This is a genomic window from Acinetobacter sp. ANC_7504, from assembly GCF_056779995.1.
In genome coordinates this window covers 65,246-83,980 of the sequence record NZ_JBWYIZ010000010.1, presented here as the reverse complement: position 1 = coordinate 83,980, position 18,735 = coordinate 65,246, and the positions used below count along the sequence as shown (strand labels likewise).

Here is an 18,735-nt window from a genome sequence, read left to right as displayed (position 1 = left end):
CTTCGCTATAAAACAGATTGCAATATGTTTAGCATCTTATCTCATATTTCGTACTACGACTTTGCTAACTCCATACCTTATATAGAAATTTAAGCAAAAAAAAGCTCCAATAAGGAGCTTTTTTATTAGAGTTTAAAGCGTGATTTTAACGGTTTTAATTCGATTATCTTCCATTTCTAGAATTTCGAAATTAACCCCTTGGTGTTCAATCAACATACCAACTTCAACCGCCCCACTCGTTTTATCTAAAATCAGTCCTGCAACACTAAAGTAACCTGAGTCTTCTTGCACCAGATCTAAATCTAATATATCGAGCGCCAGCTCTAATTGATATAAATCCAACATACCAGACGCCTTCCAAGTGGTATCATCGATTTTAACCAATTCAAGCTGTTCATCAGCATCTGGGAATTCACCAGCAATTGCTTCAAAAACATCTAATGGTGAGATTAAGCCTTGAATATTGCCATATTCATTTGTAACAAGTACCAATGAACCTTTAGAAGTTCTTAATGTATTAATTGCATCAATCACTTTCATTTTTTCATAAATGAAAATAGGACGGACACGTTTCATCAAATCTTTTAGTTGATCTGGATCATCTAATGCATCAATCAATTCTTTTGCACGTACAATCGTGATGACTTTATCCAATTGTCCACGACAAACTGGGAAAAGACTATGAGGTACAGCTAATACCTGTTCACGAATTGCTTCGGCATCGTCCTCAATATTAACCCAAGAAATTTGATTTCGAGGTGTCATAATTGAAGCAACTGAACGTTCAGCAAGTGATAGCACACCACCAACCATATAACGCTCTTCATCACCAAAAGCTTGTTGAATTTCTTCAACTTCTTTGGATGTTGCAATATCGGCATCCAATTTACTGCCCATCAATTTCAAAATTGAATCTGCAGTTCGATGACGTAACGGGATCTTCGCTTGATTTTTTTCAAGATTACGATTCGAAAATTGATTGAATGCTTCAATTAGAATTGCAACACCAATACCTGAATAAATATAACCTTTAGGGATATGGAATCCAAAACCTTCAGCGATTAGACTTACACCGATCAATAACAAGAAACTTAAACAAAGGATAACCACCGTAGGATGACGGTTAACAAACGTAGTTAACGGTTTTGATGCAATTAACATGACAACCATAGCCACAATCATCGCAGCCATCATCACGTAAATATTATCCACCATACCAATCGCAGTGATCACTGAGTCGAGTGAAAATACCGCATCAAGCACGACGATCTGAGCCACAACTGCAGCAAAACCAGCGTATACAACATTGTTATTCGTTTTAATCTCGGGTTTACCCTCCATTTTTTCATGGAGTTCATTGACAGCCTTATACACAAGGAATAGACCACCAAACAGTAATATCAAATCCCGACCTGAGAATGTTTTTCCAAAAATTTCAATCAATGGTTGAGTTAAAGTCACTAACCACGAGATCGCAAAAAGTAGACCTAGACGCATTAATAATGCGAGGGATAAACCGATTACACGGGCTTTATCACGTTGTTCTGGAGGAAGTTTTTCTGCAAGTATCGCAATAAATACTAAGTTATCAATACCTAAAACGATTTCAAGAATGATAAGGGTAATTAACCCTATCCAAATGCCAGGATCCAATAAAAATTCCATATTAGATCTCCTGGTTCTTATTATTTAAGATAATGTAAGAAGCTAAATTAGGCCAACACGGCGACGGGTCCATATATAAAGTTACCTTTTCAGAAATGATGAAACTATTATGCATAAGAATTTTATTTTGTAATTACTTTTTTTATGTTCAAAACAATTTTTTATGTAAATTTAGATCATATCTTTAGTCGTAATTGCCATCCTTGAATAGTCTTTGACATTTTCGACACAAAAAAAAATATCAGTGCCAAGTTATAGTTCCTATATTTTTCAATAGAATTTGGTCAGCGTGGAATTGACATAAAGATATAATCATGAAGATCAGAATAGCTGTATTTTTCGAATCTTCTGTTTTGATACACATAAAGATATTTACAGATCATTGAAATATGTTTTATAAAACTGAAGTCAATAGGTGTCATACCTTTTGTCTGATTTAAGGTAAGCGCTTGAACATAAGTTGATTATTTGAACATAGTTCTTTTAATATAGGTTATGCTTCATGTAATATTTAAATTAATAAAAACAATTAAGTTACACTGACAAGGACGTAGCGATGTCAAAAAAATATGCAAAATTTTTACCTTCATCTGAAAATTTTGAACTCGAAAATTTTCCATTCTATTGGATCACTCAAGTCCATTCTCAGTATGTACTGAATGTTGACCATGTGCTCAAAAAGTATGGCGTTGATAATTCTCGTCGACGTTTGCTTGTCGCATTGTCTACTAAACCAGATGCAAGTGTTTCAGAACTCTCTGACATGATTGTGTCAAAAATGTCGACGACTACAAAAATCGTTTACCGTTTAAAAGATGAAGGAATGGTTGACACTTACTCGTGTGAAAACGATGCCCGTATTACGCGTGTGGTACTAACACCAAAAGGTTTAGAAATGACAAAAAAAATTAATGACCTGATGAGTGTGGTTCTTGAACAAACATTTGAGGGATTAACCCCACTTCAAATTGAAAAACTAATGGAAAGCTTAAAGCATATTTTCAAAAATTTAGCGCATTAATTTTCCTAAACTTTAGATTAAAGCCCATCATCAAACATATTGAGTTGGGCTGTATTGTTCTGCCGTGGTTTTGGACAATAAAAACATTCAAATTCCCCTACTGGAAAGCCTTCAACAAAGTTCTGAATGTCGGGGGATTTTAAACTCAACCACTGATCTAATTTATGGTGCGGAATAATAATTACTGACCGTTTAACATCTCCAGGCTCATGAAAATCCTTCATCATTTCGTGATGAATAGCATCCATGGTAATCATCGTTGCTGAACGATAAATAATTTGATCAATTTTCGTGATTTCATACAACGCTGCGATAAAAAATGCCTGACCATCTTTTCTTCTCACACCCCATCGTTGCGGTCGTCCATTAATATATTTTGCTTCATAAAACTCAGTGACTGGAATTACACCAAATTTACATTTTTCAAATGCTTCTTGAAAACTTTTTTTTTCGCTTAATGTTTCATTGCGTGCATTATAGGTTTTCTTCGCTATTTCTGTATCAGTTGCCCATTTTGGTATAAAACCAAAATTAACTAACCTCCACTCGTAGCTATGATCAGATTTAAATAATAACGGGGTTTCGTAGCTTGGATAAACCTCTTCCACATATTCAAATGAAATATGTGGAAGTTCTAATGCTTGGATTTGATGCGCTTGTATTGGCTTAAAGTTGGCACACATAGCATAATTTTCAATACTATAAAAAACTTAGGCTATTATAGCCGATCCAATTCAGTTCATTATGATGATATTGGTACTGTCATCCAGTGTGTACGCGTGAATTCATCCATAATCCAATGCCCATTAAAGCGCCCTAATCCAGAGTTCTTTTCTCCACCGAATGGTGCATTAGCATGGTCCGCGACACTTATACCATTAATATGTGTCATTCCAATATCGAGTTTTGAAGCGATTTCTACTCCGCGCTCAATATCAGATGTACATACAGCACCAGATAAACCAAACGGTGTGTCATTGGCGATTTTTATTGCATGTGCTTCATCATCTGCTCTGATGATCGGCAGAATTGGTCCGAAGCTTTCCTCTTGAGCAATTGCATATGTCGGCAATACATCGATAAACACATGAGGTGAAACCAAATTATTCCCAATACCCCCAGCATAGACCAACTTAGCACCTTCTATTTGAGCCTGATCAATGATTCGTTGATGCTGTTTCACTTGTGTATTATTAATAATAGGTCCTATAAGCGTCTCATCAAGATTAGGATCACCCACAGGAATATCTTTGACTTTGTTTAAAAGCTTTTCAACATATTCATTGTGAATCGATTGATCTACGATGACACGATTAGTGCTCATACAGATTTGACCTTGGTGAAGGAAGCGCCCCTTGATCGTCAAATCGACTGCCAAATCTAAATCTGCATCTTTAAGAATTAATAATGGCGCATTCCCCCCAAGCTCTAAAGCAAGTCGTTTGATTCTAGAGCTGGCCATCGCTTTAGCACCAACATTTTGTCCTACTTCTGTAGAGCCAGTGAATGAAATCATCTTCGGGATAGAATGCTCGACAAAATAATCCCCTATTTCACTACCACTACCCACAATGACATTCAGTACACCAGCGGGCACACCCGCCTCTTCAAACAATTTCCCTAATAATGTTCCACCTGTAACAGGTGTGTCACTCGCAGGTTTTAGTACCACTGTATTTCCACATGCGATTGCGCAAACAATCGATCGCATTGACAAATGAAATGGAAAATTCCAAGGGCTAATGACAGCAATAACACCCAACGCTTTGCGTTGATAAAAACTTTTTCTCGCAGGATCTTTACTTTCTAGCTGAACAGTTTGGATTTGATCAGGAAAAGTGAATGATTCTGAGATAATACCAAGCGCAGCACCCACTTCAATATTTGCCTTGAGACGCGTACTTCCAGACTCGGTAATCAGCCAATCTATAATTTCGTCTTTACGTAATTGTATGATGTCATGCAGCTTCTGAATGATTTTCTTGCGATCTATAGCAGAGGTAATTAAGCCAAGATCAAATGCTTGTTGTGCTGCAGAAAAAGCGAGATCAACATCAGACTGATTCGCCGCTTGAATTTGGTGTATTTCTTTTAAATCAAATGGATTAAAATTTTGTATGACACGCTCTGAAGAGCCTTTTAACCAAGAACCGTTAATATACTGTTGATTTAAATTTGAATATCGCGTCATTTTATGTCCCTCTTCATGCCACTTTTTACCCAATGGTCAACTATTTTACACAGTCGTAAAAAAAGCCTCCGGAGAGGCTTTTTTATTTTAATTAGTCACCAGTATAACCTTTAAGCTTCAAGCGGTAAGCATGAAGTAATGGTTCTGTATAACCTGATGGTTGTTCAGCACCTTTAAACACTAAATCATATGCTGCTTGGTAAGCATAACCGTCAAACCCAGGCGCCATTGGTGTGTACGCTGGATCGTTCGCATTTTGCTCATCTACAATTTTAGCCATACGTTGCATTACTTCTTCAACTTGCTCTTTAGTCACGATACCGTGACGTAACCAGTTAGCAACGTGTTGAGATGAAATACGTAAAGTTGCACGGTCTTCCATCAAACCAACGTTGTTGATGTCTGGAACTTTAGAACAACCAACACCCAAATCAACCCAACGAACAACATAACCAAGAATACCCTGAAGGTTATTTTCTAACTCTTTGGTTTTCTCTTCATCAGTCCAATTCGTATCAGTCGCTAATGGTGGAGTTAATAAATCATCTAAAGGTAATGCTTCAGTTTTTAACAACTCTTGTTGACGCGCTGAAACATTACATTGGTGATAGTGAATCGCATGAATTACAGCACCAGATGGTGATGGAACCCAAGCACAGCTCGCACCAGCTTCAGGATGCTCAATTTTGGTTTTATACATATCTAAAAGCATATCTGGTTTAGGCCACATGCCTTTACCAATTTGTGCTTTGCCACGTAAGCCTGCTTGTAAACCAACCATCACGTTACGGTTTTCATATGCAGGGAACCAAATTTGAGATTTAACTTCACCCTTACGAACGAATGGACCTGCTTCCATAAAGGTATGGATTTCGTCACCTGTACGGTCCATGAATCCTGTGTTAATGAAGATGGTACGATCTTTCGCTTGAGCAATACAGTTTTTCAAGTTTACAGAAGTACGGCGCTCTTCATCCATGATCCCGATTTTAAGCGTTTTTGCTGGCAAACCTAGAGCTTGTTCAGCACGCTCAAATAGTTCAACTGCAAATGCAACTTCTTCAGGGCCATGCATCTTAGGTTTAACGATATACATAGAACCTTTACGAGAATTCTTGATTTCGTTTTGACCTTTGATGTCAGCAAACGTTAACAACGGTGTGATCAATGCATCCATGATACCTTCATAGATTTCTTGACCATCCACAAGGATCGCCGGGTTCGTCATCAAATGACCAACGTTACGAAGAAGCATCAATGAACGACCGTGTAAAGTTGTTTCGCCACCGATCAGATTCTTGTGGGTACGGTCTTTGTTTAAAGCACGAGTAATGGTTTTACCATTTTTCTCGATTTTCTCTTCCAAAGTACCCTTCATCAAACCTAACCAGTTACGGTAGCCTTCAACTTTTTCTTCAGCATCAACCGCAGCAATTGAGTCTTCCAAATCTTGGATCGTTGTTACCGCAGATTCTAAAACAAGATCTTTTACGCCAGCAGCATCCGTTTGACCAATTGGGCTTGTCGCATCGATTTCAATGATGACATGCAAACCATTATTTAATAAAACGATTTCTGTCGGCGCAGACTCTTCACCATTAAAACCTACAAATTGAGCTTCTTTAGCCAAATTCGTTGTGCTGCCATCTTTAAGCGTTACCACTAATTTTTTTGCTTCAACAGCGTATTTCGTAGCATCCGCATGTGATCCATTTGCTAAAGGGAAAGTTTCATTTAAGAAATTTTTAGCAAAAGCGATAACTTTTTCGCCACGAACAGGGTTATACCCCTTACCTTTTTCCGCACCGCCTTCTTCCGAGATGACATCGAAACCATACAATGCGTCATATAAAGAGCCCCAACGAGCATTTGCAGCGTTCAAGCAGTAACGTGCATTACGTACAGGCACAACCAATTGTGCACCCGCCAATAGTGCGATTTCTTCATCTACATTTTCAGTTGTAATTTGAAAATCTTCTACTTCTGGTAATAAGTAGCCAATTTCTGTCAGGAAAGCTTTGTAAGCTCCTAATTCAAATTTATTATTGCGGTGCCATTCATCAATTTTCGCTTGAATGTCATCACGCTTAGCCAAGAGTGCTTTATTTTTTGGGCTAAGATCAACAACGACTTGTTCAAAGTTTTTCCAGTAAGTTTCACTGTCTAAACCAGAACCTGGTAGTGCTTCATTTTCGATGAAATCGTAGAGTTCTTTAGCAATCGCTAACTTGCCTTTCTGAATACGTGCAGTCATTGTCTTTCCTGATATTGCTACTTTTTATACAAGAGAATCTAGTATACCCATTTATAAATTGCTGAATAGTAATATCACATTGCTAAATAGTGATCATTTATTATAGACACCAATCAGATGAGACTTTTGATCTATTACTTATTGAGTCGTTTTAATTCAACAATCTAATTACAGTGTATAAAGTTTTATAAAGGTAGAAATTAGACTTAAGTGCCAATTTCCATCAAATCTGATTTAATTTAAACCAATATGTCTATTTTCTCTACGCTTTTAAGCGACGATTTCAAATTTATTCCACTCCAAATAAAAAAACCCAAACATCATCTGTTTGGGTTCGTTTTTGAATTTTCACATTTATTCTGCAGGCATATCAATTTGTCGATGCGCAGATTGTAAATAGTCATCTGATTGCATTTCGAGTAAGCGTGAACGTGTGCGTTCGATTTCAAACGCTAATTTTTCGCCACTATATATATCAATGATACTGGCATGTGAGGTTAGTAATAATTTAACACCACGATCATAGAACTCATCGACTAAATAAATGAATCGGCGTGTTCCTTCTGATAAATAATCATTCAGATCGGGAACATTACTGACTAGGACAGTGTTATAAGTGTTCGCAATTTCGATAAAGTCCGCAGGACTTCGTGGCTTCATACAGAGTTCAGAAAACTCACACCATAATACATCATCAGTATGACCAATTGTATCGACATTACGTCCATTAATGATGATCGGTTCTTCACTCACATTTTGAGCACTGGTTAATGCTGAAAAACGTTGTGCCATCCATACCTGATTATCATGGCTTAAAGGTGATTTGAACAACTGCGCTTGTTTCAGTACACGCAAACGATAGTCAACACCTGCATCCACATTCAAAATGACACAATTCTTTTTTACCATTTCAATAGTTGGAATAAAGCGGTCGCGATGAATACCGTTCTTGTATAAACCATCTGGTGCAATGTTTGATGTCGCAACAAGTGTAATTCCACGAACAAATAGCTTTTGGAATAAATCACTTAAAATCATCGCATCCGTGACATTTGATACAAAGAATTCATCAAAACAGATCACAACCGCATCTTTGTAAATTTGATCAGCAACGATGTCGAGTGGATTTTGCTGTCCTGAATTTTTATTTAACTCTTTATGCACATATTGCATAAAATGATGGAAATGCATACGCGTCTTACGACGGAATGGTATCGCATCATAAAACTGGTCCATCAACCAAGTTTTTCCACGCCCAACACCACCCCACATATAAACACCCTTCGGGGCTGTTTGACGGCGAAAACGTCGAAACGCTTTTTTAGAAGCTTTATATCGTAAGATCAGTTCTTCCCAAACACGATTAAGTTCATGTACAGCTTGAGCTTGAGCATCATCAGGCATAAATTGTCCTGACGAAATTGCGTGAGCATAACGTTCTGCAGGTGATTGCGGAGTGTGACTTAAACTATTTTGCGAAGAATGAGAATGGAACATAGATATTGATTACTTTTTTAGGCCGTCGGAAGTATAACGAATATTTAAAAAAATGATAAATAACACTTTGGCATATACCATTTGAGCATACATGCTGAGGTTATTTCCCATACTGTCGTGGACTTTGTCCAAACCATCTTTTAAAAGCATGGTTAAATGCTGCAGGTTCTGAATATCCAAGCATTTCAGCTATTACTTCGATTGAATACTCTTTGTACTCAATTAATCGAAGCGCTTTCTCTCGAATGAGTTGCTCCCGTATTTGCTTATAGCTTGTATCCAGTTGGTTAAGCTGATGTCGCAAAGTACGCTCTGGAATATTCAATGCTTGAGCAGTTTCTGCCATTGTTGGAATCTGCCCCGTTTGTAAATCCAAATAATCGTGAATTCTTTGAATCAACTGGTGTTGATTCAATTGTTGTGCATTCAATCTTTCGATTTCAGCATTACATCTTTGTTGATGGACATTAAATGTGATTTGATCAGCTGAAGGCAACTTCAATTCTAAAATTTCAGCATCAAAAATCAGTCGAAATTTCTCTTGTTCAAACCGAACTTGTTCACCGAAATAATTCAAATACTTGTTCAAAAAAATGGATTCTTTCGGTCGTGAAAACGGCAATTCAATCTGCACTTCAGGAAAGGGCAATCCTATCATTTTGTAGATATCTTGCACGAATTTAACCGTACCTGAAATTTCACATTGAGCCCTGAACTCATCAACTTCACTTTGTAAATTGAGTGGCTCATAACATAAAGCCGCATAGACACTCGTCTGCTCTAATGTAAGCCTACCCGATAAATGGGTAAGCGCTTGATAGCGTATTCCATTTGTGAGAGCCGCACCGACATTCGAGCTTGTGACCAACAGCATGAGAAGCGGACCATAGCCTGCGAGCGCATAATGTTGACCGACATCCAAACCAAGCAGCGGGTTAACCCCTTTAGCAATAATTCTTTGAATGATTTGTTCTAATTCAGGTTGAATCGTTGAACTCGGATCTAAGGCATCCGCCTTTAAACCGACAGCTTCCAATCTTTCGTCCACATTTATTCCGACCTGTCGCATGCCCTGTATGAGATACAACAAACCGAGAATCGACCTTTTCATAAAACAGAATTTTAATATTAAAGTTGCATATGTTTTACCCTAAAAAAAAGGGAAAGAATATTGCCGAAAATATCAATATTAAATGTCAATGAAATCATGTCAGTTTCAGTCCAGACTGCTTATGATAGCTTCAAATAATATAAACGAGTATTAAAATGGAAATTACATCAGATCAGCTAGATACAAATTCAGTCGACTTAACTGAAACGCAACTCATCAAGAAAAATACTAAAATTGCGATTATCGGCGCCGGATTTGGAGGATTAGCCACAGCTATTCAACTTCTTAAACGCGGTATCAAAGATTTTGTTATTCTTGAAAAAGCTTCAGATGTAGGTGGTACTTGGCGTGAAAATCAATACCCGGGTGCTGCATGTGATGTGCAATCTCATATGTATTCATTATCTTTTGCACCCAAATCTGATTGGACAAAACGATATGCTGAAGCACCTGAAATTTTCCAATATATTCAAGATCTTATTCAAGAATATGGTTTAAAAAAATTTATTCAATTTGATACCGAAGTCATTTCGACACGCTTCGATGAGCAAGCTCATGCGTGGGAAATCTCCATCAAGAATCAAAGTGCTCTACACTGTCAATTCCTTATTTTTGCCTCTGGTCCATTGCATATTCCTCAAATTCCAAAGATTAAAGGAATCGAAAAATTTAAAGGCGAAGTATTCCACTCCTCATCTTGGAATCATGGTTATGACCTGAATGGTAAACGTGTAGCCAGTATCGGCACAGGTGGAAGTGCAATTCAATATATTCCTGAGATTGCACCAAAAACCAAACAGTTATACGTGTTTCAAAGAACGGCTGCATGGGTAATACCGCGCGATGAACGAGCTTATAATGCTTTAGACAAAAAACTATTTGCCCAATACGACTGGTTTAGAAAATTGCATCGAGCGCGCTTGTATTGGTCAAATGAATCACGCGTAGTTCCGATTGTTAAACCTCAAATGATGCGACTGGGTCAAAAACTTGCAGAAGCTTTTATTCGCTTCCAAGTCAAAGATAAAGAAATAGCAAAAAAATTGACACCAGATTACACCATGGGGTGTAAAAGAATTTTGGTATCAAATCGATATTTCCCAACATTTAATCGCAAGAATGTAGAGCTCGTGACGGACAACATTCAAGAAATTACTGAAAATGCGATTGTTACCAAAGATGGTCAAGTACGAGAAATAGATTGCTTAATTTACGGTACTGGTTTTATTACTGATCCACGAATTTATTTAAAAGATTTTAAATGTTATGGCGAAAATGGTATTGAGTTGAAAGAAGCATGGAAAGAGGGTGCTGAAAGCTACTATGGAATTTCTACCAAAGGATTTCCAAATCTCTTTCAACTTTTAGGCCCGAATACTGTTTTAGGTCATAACTCTGTAATTTTTATGATCGAATCTCAAGTGAATTACATTCTACAACTGATTGAAGCTGTAGAAAAATCCAAAACCAAAGCAATCGTGGTCAAAGATGTAGTCCAAGAAGAATTCAACCGTAAAATCCAAGAAAAATTTGCAGGCACAGTTTGGCAATCTGGCTGTGTGAGTTGGTATCAGCAAGAAGGCGGAAAGAATTTTTCACTTTGGCCGAGTTATACATGGAAGTATTGGCTAGAAACCAAAAATGCAAATCTAGCCGATTACCGTTTCTTGAATTAAATGAATAAAAAAATCAGCTCAATTGAGCTGATTTTTTTTACTGAGCCAGTGCTTTTTGAATATCATCTTCGATGCTTTCTGGTTTAGTTGTAGGTGCATATCGATTAAGCACTTTGCCATCTTTTCCAATCAAAAATTTGGTAAAGTTCCACTTAATTCCACTTCCTAAAATGCCTTTGCTGTTGTTGGTGAGATACCGAAAAATCACATGGGCTTCAGGACCTTTTACATCCACTTTAGCGAACATCGGAAAGGATACACCGTAATTTCTCTGGCAAAAACTACCAATTTCTTCATGCGTACCCGGATCTTGCCCACCAAATTGATTACACGGAAATCCTAACACCTCAAAACCTTGATCTTTATACTTTTCATACAGCGCTTCCAACCCTGCAAATTGTGGCGTAAATCCACATTTGCTGGCTGTGTTGACTATCAATAGCACTTTACCTTCATAGTCCGAAAATTGCTTATTTTCCCCTTCTAGCAATTCTGCCTCAAATTGATAAATATTGGTCATGGATAGGTTTCCTCATCATTTTTTTCTTGGGTTTTTAATTCTAATGAAGCTGAGTTTACACAATAACGAAGACCTGTAGGTTCAGGTCCATCCTCAAAAACATGACCTAGATGTGCGTCACAATGATGACAAACAATCTCAGTACGAATCATGCCATGTGAGTGATCATCATGTTCTTCAATGACTGTTTGGTTGATTGGACGATAAAAACTAGGCCATCCACAACCACTGTCATATTTGGTTTCTGAAGTAAATAAAGGTTCGCCACAGCAACGACAAACATAAGTTCCTTCTTGTTTGGTATTCCAATATCGCCCTGTGAAAGCAGGCTCAGTTCCCTTTTGACGGGTAATGCGATACTCCTCTGGTGATAACTCTCTTTGCCATTCTCGGTCTGTTTTATTGAGTTTTCCCATGATTAACTCCTTTAAATCTTTGACATTCAATGTCATGCTTCAGTACCTTCATATTTACGCTAGAGCTTGAAAAATTTCTAGCTAAATTTCTACATAGATTGTGATATTTAGTAATCTATTTTTATTCACTCAAAAATAATTGGATGGGAATATGTCCGTTTTAGGTAACACTACTCCACGCGAAATTAAGAAATCGTCTAAGCTCGAGCATGTATGCTATGACATTCGTGGACCTGTGTTACGCGCCGCCAACGAAATGGAAGAAGCCGGACATAAGATAATTAAACTCAATATCGGCAACCCAGCGCCCTTCGGTTTTGAAGCACCTCAAGAAATTATCAATGATGTTGCGTTGAATTTACCAAATGCAATCGGCTATACAGACTCAAAAGGGATTTTCCCTGCCCGCAAAGCGGTTTGTCAGTATTATCAACAAAAAGGTATTTTCAATATGCATGTCAATGACGTGTATATTGGGAATGGTGTTTCTGAGCTGATTGTAATGGCTATGCAAGGCCTGTTAGATGACGGCGATGAAATGCTGGTACCAATGCCAGATTATCCATTATGGACTGCTGCCGTTAATCTTTCTGGTGGTACAGCAATTCATTATAAATGTGATGAAGAAGATAATTGGTATCCTGATATTCAGGATATGGAAAACAAAATTACGCCTAATACTCGTGGGATCGTGATTATCAATCCGAACAACCCAACGGGTGCTGTTTATCCACGCCATGTCTTAGAAAAAATTGTCGCTCTTGCAAAAAAATATGACCTGATTTTATTTGCTGATGAGATCTACGATAAGATCGTTTACGATGGAATCGAACATGTATCGGTCGCTGCCCTTGCGGGTAATCAACTGTGTATTTCATTTAACGGATTATCTAAATCCTATCGAATTGCTGGATACCGTTCAGGCTGGATGGCAATTACGGGTGATAAGACTCGTGCGGCAGATTATATTGAAGGTCTAGATATGCTCGCGTCAATGCGCCTATGTGCTAACCATCAAGCTCAATACGCTATTCAAACTGCATTGGGTGGCTACCAGTCTATCAACGATTTAATTCGTCCAGGTGGTCGTTTGTATGAGCAACGCAATATTGCTTGGCAAATGTTGAATGAAATCCCAGGTGTAAGCTGCGTTAAACCTGAAGGTGCAATGTATTGTTTCCCTAAACTTGATCCTGAAATTTATCCGATTCAGGATGATGAACAGTTTATGCTTGACTTCCTCAAAGCAGAAAAAGTGTTATTGGTACAAGGCACAGGATTCAACTGGCCTACCCCAGATCATTTCCGTGTGGTGTTCTTACCTGCCGAAAATGAATTACGTGAAGCAATCAATCGTTTAGGAAGATTCTTAGCAAAAATGCGTTAATTCGGTCGTTTTATGTGAATGATGTATTTAAAACCCCCAGATTTCAATCTGGGGGTTTTATATTTAATATTTTGATTATTTCATGATATTAATTTCATTTTGATTATATACAAGCACCCTTCTTTTCCTTTATCGTGATTAAGCATTATCCATGCACAATACTATAAAAAACATTTAGGAAAAAAGATGAAAAAGACGCTAACCGCACTGACTCTATCGATTGGCTTGTTATTACCCCTAACGAGCTTTGCTAAAAATAACGTTGTCGTCGTTGCAACTGGGGGAACGATTGCGGGTGCTGGTGCAAGCTCAACCAACAGCGCCACTTACACTGCCGCAAAAGTTCCAGTGGATGACTTACTGAATGCCGTTCCTCAAATTAAAGATTTAGCCAATGTGAGCGGCGTACAAGCAATGCAGGTTGCTTCTGAAAGCATTACAGACAAAGAATTACTTTCCCTTGCCCGTCAAGTCAATGATTTGGTTAAAAAGTCAGATGTAAATGGCGTTGTCATTACACATGGCACAGATACTTTAGAAGAAACCGCTTTTTTTCTTAATCTAGTCGTACAAACGGAAAAACCTATTGTTGTTGTCGGCTCAATGCGCCCATCGACGGCTTTATCTGCGGATGGCCCACTAAATTTATATAGTGCAGTTGCTCTGGCAGCAGACCCGAGTGCAAAAAATAAGGGGGTGTTCGTCCTTATGAACGATAGTATTTTTGCAGCTCGAGATGTGACTAAAGGCATTAATATTCATACTAATGCCTTTGTAAGCCAATGGGGAGCTTTAGGGACGTTGGTAGAATCTAAACCTTATTGGTTCCGAAGTTCTGTTAAGCGATTTAATCAGCGGTCAGAATTTAATATCGAGAATATTAAGGGTGATACACTCCCATTAGTTCAAATTGTCTATGGCTCTGGCAACATGATTCCTGATGCTTATCAAGCGTATGCCAAGGCTGGGGTTAAAGCCATTGTCCATGCAGGTACAGGAAACGGCTCAGTCGCGAAAAATATTGTTCCCACGCTGAATCAACTTCAGCAAAGTGGTATACAAATTGTACGTTCTTCACGAGTGCCACAAGGATTCGTTCTCCGTAATGCCGAACAGCCAGATGACAAATATGGTTGGGTAGTTGCACATGACTTCAACCCTCAAAAAGCTAAAATTTTAACCGCGCTTGCTTTAACCAAAACCAAAGATGCAAAAGAAATACAACGCATGTTCTGGGAATATTAAGCCCAATTTTCATGTTATAAAAAAGTGCCGAATGGCACTTTTTTTGATTGATATAAAATCGCCTTTATTCAAATCGAAGATAATTTGTGCGAATCATATAAAATATCGTGGATTCTCAGCTCTAAATCACTTTGCATGATAAAATACGCTCTGCTCTTGTAAAGGACTCATCTATGCAGTTTGTTCATCTCGGTGTTCATACAGAATTTTCTATTACTGAATCAATCGTACGTATACCTGATCTAATGAAGTCTGCTGTACAGGATTCTATGCCTGCACTCGCGATGACAGATTTATCGAACTTACATGCAGCAGTGAAGTTTTATACCTCGTGTCTTAAAAAAGGGATTAAACCTATTTTAGGAAGTGTGATTCGTTTGAATAATGAATCACATCGTATGACTTTACTGGCGATGAATAATGAGGGTTGGCGTAGTTTAACTGAAGTAGTATCGCGCGGCTTTATTGAAGGACAACAACTCAGTATCCCGTGTGTAAAAAAAGAATGGGTGTTAGAACAAGCGCCGGGCATGATTGCACTTTTAGGGATTAAAAGTGATGTTGGAGAAATGCTGTGTTCAAGTAGCCCTGAAAAAGCTGAACCCTTACTTGAAGCTTGGATCGAAAAATTTGGCAATCGTGTCTATTTAGCACTCACGCGCACCAATCGCCCACAAGAAGAAGATTTTATTATTGAAGCTGTTAAATTAGCCGCAAAATATCAAATCGGTGTTGTCGCTCACAATGATGTTCATTTTATTAGAGAAGAAGACTTTGAAGCCCATGAAGCGCGCGTCTGCATCGCAGATGGCTATGTTTTAGGTGATAATCGTCGTCCACGTACTTACAGCCCTGAGCAATATTTCAAAACAACAGCGCAAATGGTGGAGTTATTTGCTGATATCCCCAGTGCTATTCAAAATACAGTTGAAATTGCTAAACGCTGTAATGTGACACTTCGCTTAGGTAAATACTTTTTACCTGACTATCCAATTCCTGAAGGTCATACAATTGATACCTTCTTTGCCCATTTGTCTAAAGAAGGATTAGAAGAACGTCTTAATCACCTTTATCCTGTGGAGAAACGTGGAGAAGACTGGCCTGAAATTCGCAAAGAATATGACGATCGATTAGATTTCGAAATCAAGATCATTAACTCGATGGGATTCCCAGGTTACTTCTTGATTGTCATGGACTTCATTCAGTGGTCCAAGAACAATGGCGTACCTGTAGGCCCGGGCCGTGGTTCAGGTGCAGGCTCATTAGTTGCATACAGTTTAAAAATTACAGATTTAGATCCACTACCATACGGACTTCTTTTCGAACGTTTCTTAAACCCTGAACGTGTTTCGATGCCAGACTTTGACGTGGATTTTTGTATCGCAGGTCGTGATCGTGTAATTGATTATGTAGCACGAACTTATGGGCGTGACGCTGTATCTCAAATTGCAACCTTTGGTACGATGGCAGCGAAAGGTGCAATTCGAGATGTTGCACGAGTTTTAGGTAAGTCTTACGGCTTAGCAGATCGTATTTCTAAAATGATCCCGACTAAACCTTTGGGTTTAAGTTTAGAAGAATCTTTAGAAGCAGAACCACAACTTAAAGATATTGTAACCAACCCATCCAACCCAGATTATGAAGATGCATCAGAAATCTGGGAAATGGCGCTTAAACTTGAAGGAATAACGCGTAACACTGGTAAGCACGCAGGTGGTGTTGTAATCGCACCGACCAAGATTACGGACTTCTCAGCTGTACTGTGTGACGAAGATGGTACCGGTCGTGTCGCTCAATTTGATAAAGACGATGTTGAGGCGGCAGGACTTGTTAAATTTGACTTCTTGGGGTTGCGAAATCTTACTGTAATTGAAGATGCTATTCAGCACATTAACCAACGATTAAAGTTTGATATACCTCTAAAGATTGAGAATATTCCGCTAAATGACAAAGCTGCATATTCGATATTTGCCGAAGCAAATACCACTGCGGTATTCCAATTTGAATCCGTGGGCATGAAAAAAATGCTCAAGGAAGCACGCCCAAGTAAATTTGAAGAAATTATTGCCTTCGTGTCATTGTACCGCCCGGGCCCAATGGATCTAATTCCAGACTTTATTCATCGTATGCATGGTGGAGAGTTCGAATACTTACATCCCCTATTAGAAGGTGTCTTAGAACCTACCTATGGGATTATGGTATATCAAGAACAGGTTATGCAAGCAGCTCAGTATTGTGCTGGATATAGTCTAGGTGGTGCGGACTTACTTCGTCGTGCGATGGGTAAAAAGAAACCTGAAGAGATGGTTAAACAACGCCAAATCTTTATTGAAGGTGCTGCAAAAAAAGATATCGATGAGCAAACGGCGAACCATATCTTCGACTATATGGAAAAATTTGCAGGCTATGGTTTCAACAAATCACATGCTGCAGCCTATGCATTAGTGGCTTATCAGACGGCTTGGTTAAAAGCACACTATCCTTCTGAGTTTATGTCCGCTGTACTGACTTCGGAAATGCAAAACACGGATAGTATCGTATTCTTGATTGATGACTGTCGTAACAATGGTCTCGACGTGTTACCACCTTCCGTCAATATGTCGATTTATCAATTCCATGCAATTGATGAAAAAACCATTGTATATGGTCTAGGTGCAATCAAGGGTGTTGGTGAAGCAGCTATGCAATCTGTGATTGATTCACGTAAGCAACTTGGACCTTATAAAGATTTATTTGATTTCTGCCATCGCATTGATCTGAAGAAAATCAATAAACGTACACTTGAAGCTTTGATTCGCTCAGGAGCATTAGATTGTCTCGGCCTTGAACGCGCGACTTTAATGGCTCAATTGCCTGAAGCTGTACAAGCAGCCGAACAAGCTCGTTCAAACCGCGAAACAGGCATTATGGATTTATTTGGTGAAGTTGAAGAAGTTCAACGTAAACCCACTAAACCTGTAAAACCTTGGTCTGATGAAGTCCGTTTAAAAGGTGAAAAAGACACCTTAGGTTTATACTTAACGGGACACCCGATTGATGTGTATCGCCCCGAGTTAAAAGCGTTTATTTCTAACAAAATTAATGAGCTGACTCCAACACGTCGTGGTGTGACTACAGTATTTGCCGGCTTGGTTGTGGATGTCGCAAATTTCCCTAACCGCATGATGATCACACTCGATGATGGTACTGCTCGAATTGAAGTCTCAGCAAATCATGAACGCTTCCAACGTTTTAAAGATATTATTGTGAATGAAAGAGTGATTGTGATTGAAGGTGAAATATATGAACGTGAAGGCTTCGATCGTCCGATGGGACGCCTTACTAAGGCGTTTACATTAAACGAAATTCGTCAAAAACGTGCGAATCACATCCTCATCAAATTACAACCTGAGCATATTCAGCCAAATCTTGGTCAAGAGCTTTCACAGATCATTCAACCATTTTGTGATGTAGATATGTGTCAGCATGTGCCATTACAAGTACAACTCGACTTTCCATATGCAACGGCTGATTTTCATTTACCACCACAATGGAATGTCGCACCACTCGATGACTTATTGTTCAAACTGCGCGACTATTTTGGTAAAGAGGCCTTACATGTGGAGTATCATGTCAAGTCAAAAGCTGCACGTTCCCACGCCGCAGAACCAAAATCAGAACCAGTCATCACATCACATGCCTCTCCACCTGACCAGATCAGTATGGATGAAGCAATGGATCAATACATGACGGAAGTCAGTCAATACTCTTAA

13 protein-coding genes are annotated in these 18,735 nt (G+C 38.6%); 5 read left to right on the top strand and 8 right to left on the bottom strand.

All coding sequences use genetic code 11. The annotated features are described in order from the left end of the window. Positions 1-132: 132 nt before the first annotated feature. Positions 133-1,665, bottom strand: a complete 1,533-nt coding sequence (locus tag AC1M9F_RS11175; protein ID WP_092767773.1) for a TerC family protein — start codon at positions 1,663-1,665, stop codon at positions 133-135. Positions 1,666-2,221: 556 nt separating this feature from the next. Here AC1M9F_RS11175 and AC1M9F_RS11170 point away from each other — a divergent pair. Next, complete coding sequence (locus tag AC1M9F_RS11170) at positions 2,222-2,686, top strand: MarR family winged helix-turn-helix transcriptional regulator (protein WP_035266085.1); 465 nt, start codon at positions 2,222-2,224, stop codon at positions 2,684-2,686. A 17-nt stretch (positions 2,687-2,703) separates the two neighbouring features. Here AC1M9F_RS11170 and AC1M9F_RS11165 read toward each other — a convergent pair whose 3' ends face one another. From AC1M9F_RS11165 to AC1M9F_RS11145, 5 genes are all read right to left on the bottom strand, one after another. Continuing rightward, positions 2,704-3,369 (bottom strand): SOS response-associated peptidase, encoded by a 666-nt coding sequence (locus AC1M9F_RS11165; RefSeq protein WP_481597800.1) that lies wholly within the window; start codon positions 3,367-3,369, stop codon positions 2,704-2,706. Positions 3,370-3,428: 59 nt separating this feature from the next. After that, positions 3,429-4,877, bottom strand: a complete 1,449-nt coding sequence (locus AC1M9F_RS11160; RefSeq protein ID WP_481597799.1) for an aldehyde dehydrogenase family protein — start codon at positions 4,875-4,877, stop codon at positions 3,429-3,431. 91 nt (positions 4,878-4,968) lie between these two features. Next, positions 4,969-7,131 (bottom strand): malate synthase G, encoded by a 2,163-nt coding sequence (locus AC1M9F_RS11155; RefSeq protein WP_092767767.1) that lies wholly within the window; start codon positions 7,129-7,131, stop codon positions 4,969-4,971. Positions 7,132-7,485: 354 nt separating this feature from the next. Then, positions 7,486-8,628 carry a cell division protein ZapE gene (zapE, locus tag AC1M9F_RS11150; protein WP_481597798.1) on the bottom strand — a complete coding sequence of 381 codons (1,143 nt, stop codon included), beginning with the start codon at positions 8,626-8,628 and terminating at the stop codon, positions 7,486-7,488. Between the two features lie 100 nt (positions 8,629-8,728). Next, on the bottom strand, positions 8,729-9,739 hold the full coding sequence (locus AC1M9F_RS11145) for an AraC family transcriptional regulator (RefSeq protein ID WP_481592100.1): 1,011 nt from the start codon (positions 9,737-9,739) through the stop codon (positions 8,729-8,731). A gap of 155 nt (positions 9,740-9,894) precedes the next feature. Between AC1M9F_RS11145 and AC1M9F_RS11140 the strand changes: the two genes are divergently transcribed. After that, on the top strand, positions 9,895-11,415 hold the full coding sequence (locus AC1M9F_RS11140; RefSeq protein ID WP_481597797.1) for a flavin-containing monooxygenase: 1,521 nt from the start codon (positions 9,895-9,897) through the stop codon (positions 11,413-11,415). 37 nt (positions 11,416-11,452) lie between these two features. Here the strand turns inward: AC1M9F_RS11140 and AC1M9F_RS11135 are convergent, their stop codons facing one another. Both AC1M9F_RS11135 and msrB read right to left on the bottom strand, forming a co-directional pair. Next, positions 11,453-11,935: a glutathione peroxidase gene (locus AC1M9F_RS11135; protein WP_035266096.1), complete on the bottom strand. Its 483-nt coding sequence runs from the start codon at positions 11,933-11,935 to the stop codon at positions 11,453-11,455. Next, complete coding sequence (gene msrB, locus AC1M9F_RS11130; protein ID WP_035266138.1) at positions 11,932-12,351, bottom strand: peptide-methionine (R)-S-oxide reductase MsrB; 420 nt, start codon at positions 12,349-12,351, stop codon at positions 11,932-11,934. The genes AC1M9F_RS11135 and msrB overlap by 4 nt, the downstream gene beginning before the upstream one ends. Positions 12,352-12,502: 151 nt before the next feature. Here msrB and AC1M9F_RS11125 point away from each other — a divergent pair, with 151 nt between their 5' ends. The 3 genes from AC1M9F_RS11125 (at position 12,503) to dnaE (ending at position 18,735) form a co-directional block, all read left to right on the top strand. Continuing rightward, positions 12,503-13,738 (top strand): pyridoxal phosphate-dependent aminotransferase, encoded by a 1,236-nt coding sequence (locus AC1M9F_RS11125; protein ID WP_035266106.1) that lies wholly within the window; start codon positions 12,503-12,505, stop codon positions 13,736-13,738. Between the two features lie 186 nt (positions 13,739-13,924). Beyond that, positions 13,925-14,983, top strand: a complete 1,059-nt coding sequence (locus AC1M9F_RS11120) for a type II asparaginase (protein WP_035266107.1) — start codon at positions 13,925-13,927, stop codon at positions 14,981-14,983. Between the two features lie 173 nt (positions 14,984-15,156). Continuing rightward, positions 15,157-18,735 carry a DNA polymerase III subunit alpha gene (gene dnaE / locus AC1M9F_RS11115; RefSeq protein ID WP_481597796.1) on the top strand — a complete coding sequence of 1,193 codons (3,579 nt, stop codon included), beginning with the start codon at positions 15,157-15,159 and terminating at the stop codon, positions 18,733-18,735.

Coding starts and splice junctions, on each gene's coding strand:
- AC1M9F_RS11175 (WP_092767773.1), bottom strand. CDS start 1,665: ATGGAATTTTTATTGGATCCTGGCATTTGGATAGGGTTAATTACCCTT.
- AC1M9F_RS11170 (WP_035266085.1), top strand. CDS start 2,222: ATGTCAAAAAAATATGCAAAATTTTTACCTTCATCTGAAAATTTTGAA.
- AC1M9F_RS11165 (WP_481597800.1), bottom strand. CDS start 3,369: ATGTGTGCCAACTTTAAGCCAATACAAGCGCATCAAATCCAAGCATTA.
- AC1M9F_RS11160 (WP_481597799.1), bottom strand. CDS start 4,877: ATGACGCGATATTCAAATTTAAATCAACAGTATATTAACGGTTCTTGG.
- AC1M9F_RS11155 (WP_092767767.1), bottom strand. CDS start 7,131: ATGACTGCACGTATTCAGAAAGGCAAGTTAGCGATTGCTAAAGAACTC.
- zapE (WP_481597798.1), bottom strand. CDS start 8,628: ATGTTCCATTCTCATTCTTCGCAAAATAGTTTAAGTCACACTCCGCAA.
- AC1M9F_RS11145 (WP_481592100.1), bottom strand. CDS start 9,739: ATGAAAAGGTCGATTCTCGGTTTGTTGTATCTCATACAGGGCATGCGA.
- AC1M9F_RS11140 (WP_481597797.1), top strand. CDS start 9,895: ATGGAAATTACATCAGATCAGCTAGATACAAATTCAGTCGACTTAACT.
- AC1M9F_RS11135 (WP_035266096.1), bottom strand. CDS start 11,935: ATGACCAATATTTATCAATTTGAGGCAGAATTGCTAGAAGGGGAAAAT.
- msrB (WP_035266138.1), bottom strand. CDS start 12,351: ATGGGAAAACTCAATAAAACAGACCGAGAATGGCAAAGAGAGTTATCA.
- AC1M9F_RS11125 (WP_035266106.1), top strand. CDS start 12,503: ATGTCCGTTTTAGGTAACACTACTCCACGCGAAATTAAGAAATCGTCT.
- AC1M9F_RS11120 (WP_035266107.1), top strand. CDS start 13,925: ATGAAAAAGACGCTAACCGCACTGACTCTATCGATTGGCTTGTTATTA.
- dnaE (WP_481597796.1), top strand. CDS start 15,157: ATGCAGTTTGTTCATCTCGGTGTTCATACAGAATTTTCTATTACTGAA.